This is a genomic window from Pedobacter sp. UYP30 (assembly GCF_040547165.1).
Lineage (GTDB): Bacteria > Bacteroidota > Bacteroidia > Sphingobacteriales > Sphingobacteriaceae > Pedobacter.
Genome location: NZ_JBEPPD010000002.1, coordinates 40,076 through 55,722, shown reverse-complemented (window position 1 = coordinate 55,722; position 15,647 = coordinate 40,076). Strand labels below are relative to the sequence as shown.

The 15,647-nt window shown below is 38.9% G+C and carries 20 protein-coding genes; 7 read left to right on the top strand and 13 right to left on the bottom strand.

The window, feature by feature from the left end; translation table 11 throughout:
* Nucleotides 1-55: 55 nt before the first annotated feature.
* The 8 genes from ABIB40_RS02500 to yiaK all read right to left on the bottom strand — a co-directional run bounded on the left by ABIB40_RS02500 (nucleotide 56) and on the right by yiaK (nucleotide 6,444).
* Nucleotides 56-499, bottom strand: coding sequence for a hypothetical protein (locus ABIB40_RS02500; protein ID WP_354355640.1), 444 nt, complete (start codon nucleotides 497-499; stop codon nucleotides 56-58).
* Nucleotides 496-891 carry a group III truncated hemoglobin gene (locus ABIB40_RS02495; protein ID WP_354355638.1) on the bottom strand — a complete coding sequence of 132 codons (396 nt, stop codon included), beginning with the start codon at nucleotides 889-891 and terminating at the stop codon, nucleotides 496-498. Before ABIB40_RS02495 ends, ABIB40_RS02500 begins: the two co-directional genes overlap by 4 nt.
* Before the next feature lie 9 nt (nucleotides 892-900).
* Nucleotides 901-1,311: a cytochrome C gene (locus tag ABIB40_RS02490; protein ID WP_354355636.1), complete on the bottom strand. Its 411-nt coding sequence runs from the start codon at nucleotides 1,309-1,311 to the stop codon at nucleotides 901-903.
* Nucleotide 1,312: 1 nt separating this feature from the next.
* Complete coding sequence (locus tag ABIB40_RS02485; RefSeq protein ID WP_354355634.1) at nucleotides 1,313-1,585, bottom strand: hypothetical protein; 273 nt, start codon at nucleotides 1,583-1,585, stop codon at nucleotides 1,313-1,315.
* Nucleotides 1,582-2,586, bottom strand: a complete 1,005-nt coding sequence (locus ABIB40_RS02480) for a cytochrome c (protein WP_354355632.1) — start codon at nucleotides 2,584-2,586, stop codon at nucleotides 1,582-1,584. The genes ABIB40_RS02485 and ABIB40_RS02480 overlap by 4 nt, the downstream gene beginning before the upstream one ends.
* A gap of 13 nt (nucleotides 2,587-2,599) precedes the next feature.
* Entirely contained in the window at nucleotides 2,600-4,765 is a 2,166-nt protein-coding gene (locus ABIB40_RS02475) for a cbb3-type cytochrome c oxidase subunit I (protein ID WP_354355630.1), read from the bottom strand.
* A 78-nt stretch (nucleotides 4,766-4,843) separates the two neighbouring features.
* Nucleotides 4,844-5,275, bottom strand: coding sequence for an RrF2 family transcriptional regulator (locus ABIB40_RS02470; protein WP_354355628.1), 432 nt, complete (start codon nucleotides 5,273-5,275; stop codon nucleotides 4,844-4,846).
* Between the two features lie 170 nt (nucleotides 5,276-5,445).
* The gene (gene yiaK, locus ABIB40_RS02465) at nucleotides 5,446-6,444 is read right to left on the bottom strand and encodes a 3-dehydro-L-gulonate 2-dehydrogenase (protein WP_354355626.1); all 999 of its coding nucleotides are present in this window, start codon (nucleotides 6,442-6,444) and stop codon (nucleotides 5,446-5,448) included.
* 226 nt (nucleotides 6,445-6,670) lie between these two features.
* Between yiaK and efp the strand changes: the two genes are divergently transcribed.
* From efp to ABIB40_RS02450, 3 genes are all read left to right on the top strand, one after another.
* Nucleotides 6,671-7,234, top strand: a complete 564-nt coding sequence (efp, locus tag ABIB40_RS02460; protein ID WP_354355624.1) for an elongation factor P — start codon at nucleotides 6,671-6,673, stop codon at nucleotides 7,232-7,234.
* A gap of 128 nt (nucleotides 7,235-7,362) precedes the next feature.
* Nucleotides 7,363-7,926 carry a 5-formyltetrahydrofolate cyclo-ligase gene (locus tag ABIB40_RS02455; protein ID WP_354355622.1) on the top strand — a complete coding sequence of 188 codons (564 nt, stop codon included), beginning with the start codon at nucleotides 7,363-7,365 and terminating at the stop codon, nucleotides 7,924-7,926.
* Nucleotides 7,927-7,928: 2 nt separating this feature from the next.
* The gene (locus tag ABIB40_RS02450; RefSeq protein WP_354355620.1) at nucleotides 7,929-8,087 is read left to right on the top strand and encodes a hypothetical protein; all 159 of its coding nucleotides are present in this window, start codon (nucleotides 7,929-7,931) and stop codon (nucleotides 8,085-8,087) included.
* Between the two features lie 8 nt (nucleotides 8,088-8,095).
* On the opposite strand, the gene ABIB40_RS02445 is transcribed toward ABIB40_RS02450, so the two are convergent.
* Both ABIB40_RS02445 and ABIB40_RS02440 read right to left on the bottom strand, forming a co-directional pair.
* The gene (locus ABIB40_RS02445) at nucleotides 8,096-8,863 is read right to left on the bottom strand and encodes an exodeoxyribonuclease III (RefSeq protein ID WP_354355618.1); all 768 of its coding nucleotides are present in this window, start codon (nucleotides 8,861-8,863) and stop codon (nucleotides 8,096-8,098) included.
* A 90-nt stretch (nucleotides 8,864-8,953) separates the two neighbouring features.
* Nucleotides 8,954-9,667, bottom strand: coding sequence for a peptidylprolyl isomerase (locus tag ABIB40_RS02440; RefSeq protein ID WP_354355616.1), 714 nt, complete (start codon nucleotides 9,665-9,667; stop codon nucleotides 8,954-8,956).
* Nucleotides 9,668-9,815: 148 nt separating this feature from the next.
* Between ABIB40_RS02440 and ABIB40_RS02435 the strand changes: the two genes are divergently transcribed.
* From ABIB40_RS02435 to ABIB40_RS02425, 3 genes are all read left to right on the top strand, one after another.
* Nucleotides 9,816-10,388: a YceI family protein gene (locus tag ABIB40_RS02435; protein ID WP_354355614.1), complete on the top strand. Its 573-nt coding sequence runs from the start codon at nucleotides 9,816-9,818 to the stop codon at nucleotides 10,386-10,388.
* A gap of 87 nt (nucleotides 10,389-10,475) precedes the next feature.
* Nucleotides 10,476-10,793 carry a rhodanese-like domain-containing protein gene (locus ABIB40_RS02430; protein ID WP_354355612.1) on the top strand — a complete coding sequence of 106 codons (318 nt, stop codon included), beginning with the start codon at nucleotides 10,476-10,478 and terminating at the stop codon, nucleotides 10,791-10,793.
* A 95-nt stretch (nucleotides 10,794-10,888) separates the two neighbouring features.
* Complete coding sequence (locus ABIB40_RS02425; protein ID WP_354355610.1) at nucleotides 10,889-11,080, top strand: DUF6358 family protein; 192 nt, start codon at nucleotides 10,889-10,891, stop codon at nucleotides 11,078-11,080.
* Here the strand turns inward: ABIB40_RS02425 and ABIB40_RS02420 are convergent.
* Entirely contained in the window at nucleotides 11,064-12,095 is a 1,032-nt protein-coding gene (locus tag ABIB40_RS02420) for a dipeptide epimerase (protein ID WP_354355608.1), read from the bottom strand. The genes ABIB40_RS02425 and ABIB40_RS02420 overlap by 17 nt on opposite strands.
* 142 nt (nucleotides 12,096-12,237) lie before the next feature.
* Between ABIB40_RS02420 and ABIB40_RS02415 the strand changes: the two genes are divergently transcribed.
* A complete protein-coding gene (locus ABIB40_RS02415; protein ID WP_354355606.1) occupies nucleotides 12,238-13,191 on the top strand; it encodes a hypothetical protein in 954 nt (317 codons plus the stop codon).
* Between the two features lie 136 nt (nucleotides 13,192-13,327).
* On the opposite strand, the gene ABIB40_RS02410 is transcribed toward ABIB40_RS02415, so the two are convergent.
* Together ABIB40_RS02410 and ABIB40_RS02405 are read right to left on the bottom strand one after the other, a co-directional pair.
* Nucleotides 13,328-14,629, bottom strand: a complete 1,302-nt coding sequence (locus tag ABIB40_RS02410; protein WP_354355604.1) for an HAD-IB family phosphatase — start codon at nucleotides 14,627-14,629, stop codon at nucleotides 13,328-13,330.
* Entirely contained in the window at nucleotides 14,629-15,591 is a 963-nt protein-coding gene (locus ABIB40_RS02405) for an NAD-dependent epimerase/dehydratase family protein (RefSeq protein WP_354355602.1), read from the bottom strand. Before ABIB40_RS02405 ends, ABIB40_RS02410 begins: the two co-directional genes overlap by 1 nt.
* Between the last annotated feature and the right edge of the window lie 56 nt (nucleotides 15,592-15,647).

Sequence of the window (15,647 nt, the reverse complement as noted above, 5' to 3'; positions counted from 1 at the left end):
TCTTAATGATTTTTTCCGTCGACAATAAAATGCGAGAAGAACTTCGCATATATCACTATCGTTCCCTCTTAAAGTTCAAAATTCCAGCTGTCATAAGCGCTAGAACCTTTAAAATTTCTACAACAATGAAATAAATATGCAGATTAGAAGCACCTAAATTTTTTCCTGCTATCACCAAACTTGCCCTTTGATCTAGCGAAGGCAACAGCCAAAATGTTTGCAACAGCAGTAAGCCGATAACAAAATAGACCAGTAAATTTTCAATTTCTGAAAATTTAGATTTGCCAAACGAAAAGCTGGCGACAACTACAATGGCCAAAATCCACTGAAAATTATTTAACGCAGCGAACACCAATTTTCCAATGCCCAAACCGATAGCTATGGTAACTCCGGGTGCCTGAAACTTTAACCAAGCTTCTAAAAAACTGATGGCAAATACCGCCCCAACCCAAATAAAAATAGCAATAATAGTTAATGGATGATTTACCCGACTTCTCATGACAATGGAGTGGCTGAGCTGGTTTTATAATAATCTATTTTAGCCATAAACAGTTCTGCCATCTTATCACCCCGCCATTTTGCCTCGTCTGCAACTTCTCCTTTAAAATGCTGATCTATCACATTGCGCCATAAAGATAACCAAGTATCAAAATGTTGCTTTTCTATCGGCATTCTTGCATGTGGCGGAAACGGGCTTCCAAAATAGGTGTGCTTATTTAACAAAACGGTTTGCCAAAACGTGTACATTTTCTCTAAATGCATTTCCCATCTTCCTGCTAACCGACTGTTAAATATGGGGCCTATAAGTTCGTTTTTTTGCACGTTTCCGTAAAACGTATCCACCAACAGCTTGATGTCTTCTAATGTTGCAATGTCTGTTAATGCCTCCATTTTGCGCTCTTATAATTGTGTGATAGAAATATACCTAATGAGATAAAACAGCGCCCAACCAACGAAACCGATAATTAATATCCATACCCAAGCAGGTATACTTTGTGGTGTTTCGCTTCCCTCTATATAGAAAACTTTCGAATCGCCTTTACTGTACGCGTTTATCATGATGGGCAGTACTCCATCTACCACATCGTTTTCGCTTATTCCCTCAATTGATATAGCTGGACCATTTCTCACCTCAAAAGGAATCAAACGTAATCCTTCTTTACCGTGCGGGTCCTTGCTTACTATTTTTAGGGTATGTTTGCCATCAACAATTTTGCGCGTATCCAGCTCAAAATTTACGGGAGATACAACTTCTGCCAGTGGCTTCACGTCGTCATCTAAAAAGATTAATATGGTGCTCTTCTCTTGCATGTTAGTCGATAAATAAAATAGTCCGCTTAATGTGGTTTGTAGATCTTTCTCCTGGTTTTACCAAAAATTTAACCGAATAAAACAAGGTAAGCAATACCAATATTGTCATTATTGCGATAATGATATAATCAGAATTGCTGTTGGGGCCGCCGCCATGTACCAATCCTCTAAATATTTTTGGTTCCGCCCTGTCGCAAACGGGGCATGCAAATGTTACCGCCCCAAAGAACATTGCTACAGCGGTTAAAGTAATTTTCCTTTTGCCAATCATCATTTCTTTGCTTCTTGGTTTACAACTTCCATTATTTTCTTTATTTCTGCTGGCGTAACCTTTTTACCAGTATTTCCCCAGCTCGTTCTCTCATAGTTTATAATGGCCGCAATTTCATTTTCTGTAAACTTTGCATTAACACCCACCGGCGGCATTACACCATATTCCTCTCTTGCATCATAACCGTGCAAAATAATGTCTACATACTTGTTAAGGTCATCGCCATCGACAACTGGACTTCCCTTTAACGGTGGAAATGCACCTTTTAAGCCCTCGCCGTTGGCCTGGTGGCAGCTTTGGCAATTTGTAGCGTAAAGGAGCTTGCCGTTTAAACCTTCTGGCTTTGCACCGACAGCCTCCGTAGTACTTGGAGTTTTCTGATACAAGAAATCGGGCGCGTTTCCATCAGGCAGTTTTGTTTGTTTTAAAGATTGAAGGTATGCAACTAAGTTCAGTGCGTCTTTAGTTGCAATAATAGTTCCGTGAACATCTTTTCGGTAATCATCTGGCACAGTGACGACCACATCATTTTTTGCGGGCTTATCTTTTACCTCGAACATCCAAGGATAGGCGGGCATAATAGATTCTCTTACTACTGCTCTAGGGTTATAAAGATGCAGCAACTGCCAATCTTTACTTGGCTGCCTAACGCCAATATTGGTTAAATCTGGGCCGGTTCTTTCTGTGCCCATCAATGTGGCGGTATTCCTAAAAAAATCAGTGCGCTTTATGTCTGCATAATCTGCGGCAATATTTGGTCTATCTCCCCAAACTTTATCCATAGCAACATTTCTAACTTGTTGAGTATGGCAGCCAACACAGCCGTTTGCTATGTACACGTTTTTGCCTGCTACAGCTTCTGCACTTAGCGGTTCTGCATTGGGCAGGGGTGCGTTGTTTTCTTGATTGTGTAAGGCCGGCATGATGGCCACCAAAATAGTTAACCCAAGAAAGAACAAAAATGCGGTTAAAAAAAGACTCTTGTGATTGTTAAAAAATTCCATCTTATGCTATAAATTATTGAGCGCTTGGGTTATTAATTGTTTCGTCTTTATCTAGCTGCGTAATTGCTTCTTGCCTTACATCTACTATGTTGCCCAGAGAGATCATTTTATAGAGGTTGTAGGCAAAGAAAATATGCGAACACCACATTAAGCTACCTCCAATGGCTCGCCAAAGCCAAAAAGGCGCCATCATAATTACACTATCTAAAAACGGTTTGTTTTGCATCCACATTAATCCTTTAAGGGTGCTTCCATACATCAAGGGTATTGTGTAGAACATTAAGCCTATTAAGGCAAGCCAAAAATGTGCACCTATGGTTATTTGTGGTGCCTCTTTGCCGGTTAGTCTGGGCACTAGAGCGTATATACCAGCCCAAACAAAAAAGCAGATGATACCGTACATGGTTAAATGTGAGTGGGCAACTGTAAAATCGGTAAAGTGCCAAATCAAATTCGTTGATCTAAAGGCTTCGGCAGTTCCTTGCAAAGAGCCCGTAAAATAGAAGATGATGCCCACAAGAAAAAACGGCAGCGTATAACTGCTCTTAATTTTGTACCAAGCGCCTTTAAATGTCATGATAAAATTTGTGGTACCTGCCACTACCGGGATAACCATACCCATACTGCCTATAATAGCAACTGTTTGTAGCCACCATGGTATTGCGCTAAAAACAAAGTGGTGCGTTCCGATTAGGGTATAAAACAATATCTGAGTCCAAAATGCCAGAATACCTAAACTGTAAGAATAGATCGGCTTGTTGAGTTGTTGTGGCAAGAAATAGTAAACTATACCTAGTGTAAAGAGCATAAACCACATACCCACGCCCTGGTGCATATAGTATCCTTGCACAATCGTTTCGCCCAAGCCATCTTGCCAAATAGGAATATACGCTACCAGTGAGATTACAATGGCAAATATTACCGACGCCACAATGTACCAGTTGGCAATGTAAATTTCTCTGGTTGTACGTCTGGCAATGGTCTTTAAGAAATTGATTAGTGTGAGAAAAAGTGCAACCCCAAAAAGCAACATTACTGGCCAAATGTACTCGCGATATTCTCCACCACCGTTGTTAATTCCAGCCATTAAACACAAGGAGCCCAATACTACTGTAATATTTATGAGCCAAAGCGTCCACCAACCTAATTTTACGCTAAAAAGTTGAACGTTACTTACCCTTGGCACTATATAATGCCCGAGCCCCAGCATAGCTAAAGAAGCCCAGCCCCAAAACACTGCATTGGTATGAACTGGCCTCAACCTACCAAAACTCAACCAACTGATGTGGTCTGCATCTGGTGCCACAAATTTTATCCCTAAATACTCTCCTACAGTAGTACCAAATACCAACCAAAAAGTTGCAGTTCCAAAAAACCAAAGAATTAGTTTGGCTAAGTCAGGGTCTATGTTAGGTCGCTTTATTGCCTTTTTCTTTAATGAGACAACAGGCAGGCCAAGCTCCTTATTTATGCTAACAAGTCCCTTCTCATCATAAGCAATCTCATTACCAGAAAGCTCGTGATCGGTAAGCTTATAATCCAAGGCTTGTTTTCTCTTTATAAGCGCTGCTTTCACCTCATCTTCGGGCAAAGCTTTAAGGTAGGTAGCAAATCTTTCTGCCTCTTCTTCGCGCTGCTTATTTTTGTAACCATTAAGCCCGTTCATCACCTTAATAATCATAATGAATATCCCAGCAATTATTGGAATAGAAATCAAAACCATCGTGATAATAATTCCGCCCTCGCCAAGCACGCCACTATCTTTTACAGAAGATGTTTGCGCACTAGCCGAAAAACAAGATATAGACCAAAGAGCAAATGTTAAAAACACAACTTGCAACAGCTTTAGATTATTCTTGTCCTTTCCAGACCTTAACCTATGCAGATAAGAATCAATTTGTTGGCTATTGAGCGTATCGAGATAGGTGGTGAATTTTTCTCTTTCTTTTTCTGTAAATTTTAACCCTTCTTTAAAACGTAATCCTTTTACGCGCTTAAATATACTTCGCGCAGCAAAAAGGAGCAGAATTAATAGCAGACCAAACAAACTCAAACCCACTCCGCCAAGGCTGAATGAAAATGTAGATGGTGCTTGATCTTGTGCCTGTACGGCATACGGTACGCTAATTATTAACCCAACAAGTAATAAAGCGCATCTGATTAAGTTTTTCGGTCTCATTTTTTATTAACTGATATAAATATCTTTTTATCTTCTTTTTTTTGTCAACAAAGGTTTTTAGTCCTTCAACAAGGAACATTATCTTTTTAAAAATAACGGGCTCAAATCCATTTCTTTAACCAACCGATCCAAGCGGGCATTTTCTAACATGGTTAACGTATCTTGTCTAATTTTCTTAAATTGGTTATGGATAGGGCAAGGATTCGATTCAGAGCATTGGTTAAGCCCCAATCCGCAGCCTGTAAAAAATTTATCTCCATCTATTGTCTTAACAACGTGTGCAAGCGAAATCTTACTTGACCGTTCGTCTAAATAAAAACCGCCATTAGGGCCTTTTGAAGACTGAACCATGTTTTTTCTGCCCAAATCTTGCAAAATTTTAGCGATAAAATGCTCTGGTGAGTCAATTCCGCTCGCGATGGCCTTAACGCCAACCTTACTGCCGTCTATTGCATTCTGAGCGATAAAAATCATCGCTCTCATGGCGTACTCACAGGTTTTAGAAAACATCGCTTTTTATTATGGCACAAATATAAAAAAAATAAACAAAAGATAAAAAACTCTTTTATTATTTTTTTATTTTTTATTGGCTGTTTGTGTAACTGTTTTGTGTGTCATAATCTTATTTCACATGCAGTGTATTTCAACCACAGCAACTCTCAAACAAAACACACTTAGCGCTACTCTAGGTTATCCAAACCTTCCCATATCTCCCTATCAACAGGAATACCGTTTTTTAAATTATCAGCCCTAATCCGACGCGTGTGTTCGCCGGGGTACCTCACTTGGCCGCTATTGGCCGAGGTTTTGGTATAAGCCAAAATCTCTCTTATCGCTTCTACATAAGCTGGGCTTTCGCTATCGGGTTTAAAACAAATATAGGTTTGGGAAACGGCGCTTTCCTTTTTCAACTTAGAAATGTCAGCGGTCGAATTTCCGCCAGATAATGTTGTGGTTAACAGATCCAACATAAGCGCCAACCCCGATCCTTTCCAAAACCCAATGGGCATAAGCCTACCGCTTTCTACGATCTCCTTAGGATTTTTCGTAGCATTGCCCAATGCATCATAGCCACCTTCCATAGGCAACTCTTTATCAGCATTGTTATAATTTTTTACCCTCCCCATGGCAAACTGCGAAATGGCCATGTCTAATACCACATGCCCATCTAGGCTAGGTACTGCAATAACCAATGGATTGTTCCCCAACCTTGGCTCTAAGCCACCCCAAGGCACAACTAACGGCATTGTATTGGTAAAACTGATAGAAATGTAGCCCGCATTTGCTGCCTGCCAGCCGTAAGTCCCCCCTCGCATCCAATGGTTTGTATTTCTAAGGGCAACACACCCAATTCCAAATTCGCTGGCCAATTCAATCGCCCTACCCATGCTAAAATATGCGTTAGAAATACCCGGGCCAAAATTTCCATCCCACACTTCTAAAGCACCCATGCTATTCAATACGGTAGGAGATGCGTCTTTATCGATTATCCCATCATCACACAGCTTAATAAAGTCTGGGAACCTATTAAGTCCATGCGAAGGAACGCCTTCTAAACTATTTTCTAAAAAAGCACCTGCAATTTGGGCTGCTCTAGCGACAGAGAAACCGCATCTAAGCAAAATCTTGTTAAACTTATCCTCCATCGTCTTGTGAGGCACTCGTGCAGTATAATCCATTACCTTTTTTTGTTAGCTTGGCTAATTTATGTTGTAAAACCAAACGACCGAAACAAGTGAGAAATAATCACCTGATAGGGCAAGTTCCCCACAAATAATTTAATAAGCAAATTATTTTTAGAATCTGTGTTTTATCTGGCTGCGATTACCAAACATTTTAAATGCAGGTTTTTGAAAATACTTTTTAACTTTGGCAAAAATTAGCCGAATAACAAAGAAAACATATATGTCAAAAGCATCAGAAATAAAAAACGGTAACATTCTACGTGTAAATAACGAGTTGGTTACTGTGGTGGAATGGAATCATCGTACACCTGGTAAAGGCGGCGCATTTTACACAGGTAAATTTCGCAACATTAAATCGGGTAGAATTGTAGAAGCTCGTATGAACACCGACGAAGTTGTAGAAATCTGTAGGGTAGAAACTAACGATTATCAATATTTATATGATGCTGGCGATTATTTAGTTGTGATGGACAACAATACATTTGAGCAGTTTAATGTAGAAAAAGGATTATTTGGAACCGCTATAAAATTCCTAAAAGAAGGCATGAATGTTATTGTTTCGATGGAAAGCGACGAACCAATAATGGGGCAACTCCCTAATTTTGCTGAATTTGAAATTACCTATTCTGAACCCGCAGTTAAGGGCGATACTTCTACAAATGCCCTAAAAGCTGCAACGTTAGAAAATGGTGTTGAGGTTAAGGTACCTTTGTTTGTTAACCAAGGTGATAATATTAAAGTGGATACACGTACTGGAGAATATGTAGAACGGGTAAAATCTTAAATGTTTTGTTTTTGCGAGAAACCCTCTGGCAAACTTTAGTAAGAACCATGGCAAATTGTCGTGGTTTTTTTTGGTGTAGATTTTTAGCAATTTGGTCTACACACGCTATATAAAATGTATATTAAACCATGCTAAAAAAGCAGATTAGACTGGCTGCAATGGCCCAAAGAAGCGCATTAAGCGAAGATGAATTAAACCTAAGCAACCAGAAATTGTTGCACCATTTTTCTACTTTGGATTTTAGCGGCGTTAATACGCTTCATATCTTCCTGCCGATCTTAGAAAAACGAGAACCGAATACCTTTTTGTTAATTGAATGGCTAAAATTACATCATACCAGCATAAAAGTAGTTGTTCCAAAAGCAGATTTTAACACATCGTTAATGAGTCAGCACGAATATTTGGGCAAAGGAGATATAAAAAAAAACCTATACAACATTCTCGAGCCGCAGAAAAGCTTGCGGCACGATGGCGAGATTGACATGGTTATTGTGCCCTTGCTTGCATTCGATAGCCGCGGAAACAGAGTTGGCTATGGAAAAGGTTTCTACGATCGTTTTCTGCAAAATACAAAAGCGAAGAAAATTGGCCTATCTTTAACCAATTTACCAGTAGAAATAAACGATTTGCAGGGGGAAGACATTGCGCTCGATGCCTGCATTACGCCCAACGGAATTATAAATTTTTCTTGAGAATGGAAAACGAAATCATAATTAAAACAGAACAACAATATGAGGCAAATATGATTGCTTTGTTCGAACTGCAAGAAAAAGAAGAGTTAACGTCGGCAGATAAAATCCTTATTGCACAGATGATCAAAGCTGGTGATAAATACGAAGCAGAGAACTTGTAACTTCTTTTCTAAATTAATTCCAATAACACCGGACAATGATCTGAATGGATGGCATCGGGCAAAATTTTTACACTTTTTAACCGACTTTCCATTGGCGTTGTTGCCAGATGATAATCAATGCGCCAGCCTAAATTTCTACTTCTAGCACCAGATCTATAACTCCACCAAGTATAATGATGCGGATCTTTATTGAAATATCGAAAAGTGTCTATAAAGCCATTATCTAAAAAAAGCTGCATCCATTCTCGTTCTTGAGGCAAAAAACCCGACGAGTTGGCATTAGATTTTGGGTTGTGAATGTCTACCGCCGTATGGCAAATGTTATAATCGCCGCTTACAATTAAATTTGGGTGTTCTTTCTTTATCCCTGCAATATAGCCATCAAAAAATTCCATAAAATTGTATTTTTTGCCTTGCCGTTCCTCTCCGCTAGAACCTGATGGCATATAAAGGCTCATCAAGGAAAAGTCTTCAAAATCGGCTCGTAGAACCCTACCCTCTTTGTCAATCCACTCCTCGCCGCAGCCCACCTCTACGTGCAAAGGCTTTAATCTGGCTAAAATGGCAACACCGCTGTAACCTTTTTTTTCTGCAGGATGAAAATAATAATGATAACCCAACTGCGTAATCAAGGCTAATATTTCTGGAATTTGAATAGGCAATGCCTTAACTTCTTGCAGACAAACCATATCTGCATCGGTACTTTGCAACCAGCCAAAAAAATTTTTCGTTGTCGCAGCTCGAATGCCATTTACGTTGTATGATATTATTTTCATTTCTTAATGGATGTGATGGCGGTAAATTTAGAAAATAATTAACAATTGTATTGTCTATAAAAAGGCTGGTATTTAAAATAGACTAACTCTCTACAGTCGTAATTTTTCATTGATTTTATCTTGCGCCAATTTCCGTTCCAGCCGTCGTGCCTGCCCTCTTCTCAACACCGTAATTTTCATTTGAACATCTGTTTCCGGCCTATTATTTTTATTGGTTGAGACATTGGCAATTGAATCAACTACGTTTAAACCGCTTATAATCTCGCCAAAAACTGTGTAATTTCTATCTAAATGTGGCGCACCGCCTATAGTTTTATAAACTGCTCGCTGCCACTCTGGAATTTTAAAATGAAGTCTGGTTTTTTCTAACATGTTCAGTTGCTCATCTGTAAACACCTTTCCCTGCACCAAATAGAACTGGCACCCGCTTGATGCTTTCTCCGGATTATCATCGCGAGCAGCTGCAATAACACCTTTTTTATGAAAAAGGCTATCGTTAAACTCTGCTTTTATCTTGTAGCCAACATCACCTTCGCCCAAGAGCGATTCGGGCTGGGCATTTCTAGAAGTTGGATCGCCACCCTGAATCATAAAATTCTTCATCACCCTGTGAAACAAAAGACCATTGTAGAATTTCGCTTTGGCAAGCTTTACAAAATTATCTCTGTGCAAGGGAGTTTGGTTGTACAGCTGTACGATACAAGTACCGTAAACGGTTTCTATTTTTACGTATATATTTTTTGGCTTCGCTGCAACGGCGGTAAAGGTGTAGCAGCAGAAAAAAAGCAGCAAGAATCTTTTCATCTAATTTTTTTAGGATTCAAAGATATTCAAAATACATAAGACGCATTACTGCTTAAACGCCTATTAATTCTCTTTACGAATTAACTTTCATATCTTTCGGTCACCTTAAAACTTATAAAGAATTATTTTTTATTTAAAACGGAAAACCATGAAAAAATTTATGTTATTATTTGTTGCTATCACTCTTTCCCTGTCAACTTTTGCGCAAAATATTTGGAAGACAGATCCAATGCATTCGTTCGTTACGTTTTCTATTAGACACATGGGCATCTCCTTTGTAGATGGACATTTCGGTACTTTTTCTGGAACGTTAACGACATCGAAAGAAGACCTAACAGACGCCAAAATAGCTTTTACCGTTGATGTAAATAGTGTTAACACCACAGTAGAGATGCGAGATAAGGATTTAAAAAGCACAAATTTTTTCGATGCCGAAAAATATCCAACCATGAAGTTTGAGAGTACAAATTTTAAGAAACTATCTGAAAATAATTACGAGCTTAGCGGCAAGCTGACCATTAAAGACGTAACCAAAGATGTAAAGTTTGCCGTGGTTTATGGCGGAACAGCCAAAGATCAAATGGGAAGAGTTAAAGCCGGATTTGGCGCTACAACCACAATTAATCGATTGGACTACAATATAAATTACGACCCAACCGGTGCCGGCGTGGGAAAAGATGTAGAGATTAAATTAAACTTAGAGTTTATTAAAACGCCGTAGCGTTACCCATAACTTGTTGCATTGTAATGAAATTAGCATTGGTTTCAGAACTTTTAAAAAAACTATATTTGTAGAAATTAATATTTTATGAAAGAAATATCGGTACAGGAATTGAAACAAAAAATCGACAACAAGGAAGATTTTCAATTGATAGATGTTCGCGAGCCTTTTGAGTACGAAGTTTCCAACCTCGAGGGGGAAAATATTCCTTTGGGCGGCATATTGATAGAAGCAGATGCTATTGCGAAAGACAAGCCAGTTATTGTGCAATGTAGAAGTGGCAAAAGAAGCGCGGCAGCAGTTATGCAACTAGAGCAACAATTTGGTTTCGATAACTTGTACAACCTTAAAGGTGGTATTGTTGCTTGGCAACAAGCTTACGACCCAGATATGCCTGTATATTAGGCAATAATAAATTCATAAACTTATAAGAAGCTTTAGATGTCTTCCGGTAATTGCACAGTTTTCCACCTGGAAAGTTGTGCAATAATTTTAGCTAAATGGGAAAAAAAATCGCCATAAATATCGTTTACAATATTTTCATCATCCTATCTATTATGGGACTGGTTTGGTGCTATAACAATGGCAAATATATTCCCGCTGCTTTTTTAGTTGGAATTGGTGGTGCCTTCATCTATTTGAAAATTCAGCTTTCTAAAGACATTAAAAAGTCTTTTAAGGAAAAAGACTAGAATTTACGCCTTCTAAGCCAAGTCCTGGTGCATTTTTTAACATCCACTTTCCATTTTCGAAATCTGGATTTTTAAATGGATTGTTAGTTGTTAAAAACGGGCCATCTAAATCTGCCCAGTTGCAAAGGGGCGCCAAAGCAATTGCGGCCAATGTTGCACAACTGGTTTCGCTCATACAGCCAATAAGCACCTTCATGCCAAGTTCTTTCGCCCTGGTAATTGTTTTATGGCCTTCATACATTCCGCAGCTTTTCATCAACTTTACATTAATGCCGTGGTAAACCCCCTTCAAATCGTCCAAATCTTTAAACCGCTGCAGCGCTTCATCGGCCAATAAAGGAATTGGGCTTCGTTCGGTAAGCCATGCATTCCCTTCTATATTTGTTTTATCCATAGGCTGTTCTATCAACAATACACCCTTATCATGCAACCAATAAATAAGGTCTATCGCCTGTTGTTTATCGGCCCAGCCTTGGTTTGCATCTACATAAAGTGGCACATTTGTTACGCTACGAATGGTTTCTATAATTTCTCTATCGTTATCTCTCCCTAATTTTACCTTTATCACCTTAAAAGCTCCTGCATCTTTTAGCTTTTCGCGGATAACTGCTGGTGTATCTATGCCAATGGTGTACGAGGTAACCGGCATCTTCTGCGGGTCTGCACCATAAATCTCATAGCAAGGCTTAGCTAAAATTTTTCCGTTGATGTCGTTCAGCGCAATGTCAATAGCCGCCTTTATGGCTGGTTGCCCTTCTGCAATTGCGTCTAACATGTCGATAATGGCCTCAAAATTAAAAGGGTAAACCATTTTTTGCCAATCAACTTTTGCTAGAAATTTGGTTGCACCTTCGTAGCTTTCGCCCATGTAAGGCACCATAGAGGCTTCTCCATAACCCTCAACACCATCTAAAGTGAGTTTTAAAAGTAATAATGGGGTACTGGTTCGGGTAAACTTTGCTATAGAAAAAGGATGTTTAAGCTCAAATTCGTAAGGTCGGTAATCAACTTGCATGTAGAATAGATTTTATATGCCAAGATAATAATTTTTTTTGCGTGTATTGCGAAAAACGGATAAAGTAATGGCAACGTTAAAAATGGTTTAAGTTGCTCCACCCCAAAAATATTAGTGGTAATATTGCACCAATAATAAAAAAATGTACAATCCTTTTTTAACCTTCGACTTTTCTTATAATAAGTGTTTCCTGAGCGGGAAAGATGCAAAAACATTGCTTACGCGAGTGCCACTAATTCCGAAATGGCTGTTAAAACAGGCAGAATTGAGCGGCGAAGAGCAAATAAAACTTTTAGATGAAAGCGTACGCAGCTATAGCTCTTTAGAATTGCCTGTAGATACCGCATTAAATAGCGAGTTCTTAATTCCTTTGGAAGAAAAGATGGAAAATGCCTTTAGCGAAGGCTATTCGGTGGTTTCTAAGCTAGCGGAAGAAGATTTGTTTATTTGGATAGGCAAGTTTTTATACGGTTTTATTTATGCAGAAATGCACGCTGCCATTAGAGCAGAAGGTACGGCCGCCGGTTTGAACATGTCGCAATCGCTGATTAAAAGATTTGGCACACACCAGTTTTTCATACAGAAATTATACAGCGATTTAGTTTTCGAAAACTTTAAACCTTGGTCTATCACCGTGGTAGAACTCGCAGATAAGAACACGCCATTTAGCTTTCGCGATGAGATTAACACGTTAACGTTTTCAATGAAGATGAAAGATTTTGGTATTGTTGCCTGCTTGCAGGATAATGGAACCAATAATATTTTTCATCAGGATATACTAAAAGAAATTGAGGGGAAAGCGCTTTCTGCTGAGCAGTTTGAAGAGCTATCTGCTAGGTATTATTATTCTGCCTATTTATTTAACCGCCTGCCCGATTACACCATCGTTCCGCTAAAAGAAACCACCTTTATAGAGCCTATGCCGTTGAGAGGCGCTTTCAACAAGCCTCTTTTTGACGTTTGGCAACACAAAGTATATGGCCAAGTACTAGAAAACTTTCTAAAACCTTGGGGTTTTACTTTGTTTGAGATTATTAAAAACCCAGAAAAGCCAATGAGTTTCTTTGAGAAGCCATGCCTGCCAACAGCGGGGTAAATTGCTGATAATCTACTCCGTGCAATTGCTAACGACCTTAAAGGCATCCTTAGCTTGTTAGGCCGAGCGAAAATACAATGGAGGGCGTGTGAGAACGTTGGTAAGCGCCCAAATTATTCTCATCTAAATTAGCTCTTTAATAAAGCACTCTGAATTTTATGGTATGCTCTATTTTTTTTAGCGATTTAAAAATTGCCTTATCGTATTCTGCATTAATATCTGTAATGGCGTAACCAATTTTGCTATTGGTCATCAAAAACTGGCCAACAATGTTTACATCGTGTTTGGCAAATGCTGTATTTATTTGCGCCATAATGCCGGGCACGTTGTGGTGGATGTGTATTAACCTATGAGATTTCTCTATTTTTGGAAGCTGGAGATTGGGGAAATTACTGCTGAGGTAAGTTGCGCCAGAATTCATAAAATTTACCATTCTTTTTGGAATAAAATCTATGTTTCTAGGGTTGTGTTTAGCATCATCAAACACTACGATACCCATTTCTGTGGCCAAATCTGCATCAACTTTGCCTTTACTGTTTCCCAAATAACCGACCGCTTTTAATTTACTTGCATTTTTTAGTTGTTCGTTTGAGATTTCCTCGCCATCGGCAAGTAGCATCATTCCAACATCTTTAACGTATTTATCTTCAAACGTTGTTTTGTGCCTGATAGATAATCCGTCGTCTTTTAACAGTTTGATACTCGCTTCATCTACATTGCCGATAACCAAACAAAGAATGCGGTTTTTTGGGTAAGAAATAGATTGCGGAAGATCATTTACATATAAAAACTCATCAAAGCTTGGGGTAATGTGGTCGGCTCTTTCTACAATGGTTTGGCGAGAAATATTTTCGGTAAAGGCATAAAACTTGTCGACCAGACCACTTTCTCTTAACTGGAAATCAGAATAACCATCACCAATACCTACTAAATCGCCTTTTAGTTTTAATTGTTGCAGCAGCTTAACCTTGCCACCCTCTTGGCTAAGTGGATTTTCGTGGTCGTAATCTATAATATCACCATCGGCATTGGTTACAAAAGTATTGGCGTAAATATTTTTCTTTTTAATGTGGAACGGGCTTACCACAGGGATGATAAACTCCTTAAATCCGCCAGAAACTATGAGCACATCATCTGCATGTTTTTTAAAAAAGGCTTCATTTCTAGAAAAAGATTTAGAAATCTTCTTTCTCAAATGCTTGATCAACTTTTTTAAATGCTGATCACTTGCTTCCAACAACTTTATCCGCCCTGCCAAACTTTCTGAAAAAGACATCTTGCCCTCCATTGCCAAATTGGTGTAATCTTCTATTTTTTGATAGATCAGCGCCCGATCTGGATGGTCCTTTAATGAAATTCTTGCCAACTCATCTAGGGCTTCTACTTGCGTAAACGTACTGTCGAAATCAATAATGTAATATGCTCTGTTTTTTTGCATCAACTTAAATAATTGGTAATGTCTTTAATACTTGCTAAAACTGGTTTAAACTTTATGTTAATAGCGTTGCTTATTTTTTCATTGCAATAATAGCTATTGGTTATACTGCTTTTTGCGGTATCCTTTGTAATTGCAGGAGTTTTGCCGGTTAATAAGGCACCAACTTTCAGCGCGCGCCAGGCTATTCCGAGCATCCAGGATTTTGCTTCTATTTTTGGTCGAGATAGTCCAAAACCATCTGCTATTGCACCAAATAAATCTTTGTAAGTATAATTTTCTGAGGAAATGATAAAGCGCTCGCCACTAAATTGGCTTTCCATTAGCAAGATCATCGCCTTGGCAACGTCCTTTACATCTACCAAGCCGGTGGCGCCGTCTGTATAGAATTTAAAACCGTCTTTTATCATTTTAAAAATAGCACCACTTCCTTCAAAACCAACACTTTCGCCAATAATAACCGAAGGATTAACAATTACCGCGTTTAGTCCTTCGGCAATTCCGCGCCAAACCTCCATTTCTCCCTCATATTTAGACAGGCCATACGGTTGCGCACTTGCATTGTACTCCCAGTAATCATCTTCATTAATTTCTGCATCTTCTCTTGCATCTCCTAGCGCGGCCACCGAACTTACATGCAACAACCTACACTTATATTCCTGGCAAAGATTGATGACGTTGGAGGTTCCATCTATATTAACGTGGTAGAGCTTCTTTTTATCGGATCCACTTAAAGAAACAAATGCCGCACAATGGTATACTTTTGTAATGTTTTGAAAAACATCCGCAAGTGTTGCGGGCTCATTAATATCTGCGTTTTGCCACTCTATAAGTGGTTGGTTAAGCAATATTTTAGGAATGGTAGAGGTTGCTCTTTTAATGGCTCTAACTGGCTGATTGGCATCGGTAAGTTGCTTTATTAGTTCAGAACCTAGAAAACCCGTACCGCCGGTAACCAATATCATGTTAATTTTTTTGCAATGAAATGTAAAAATACGCCCTCAAAAATAGATATTTGGGG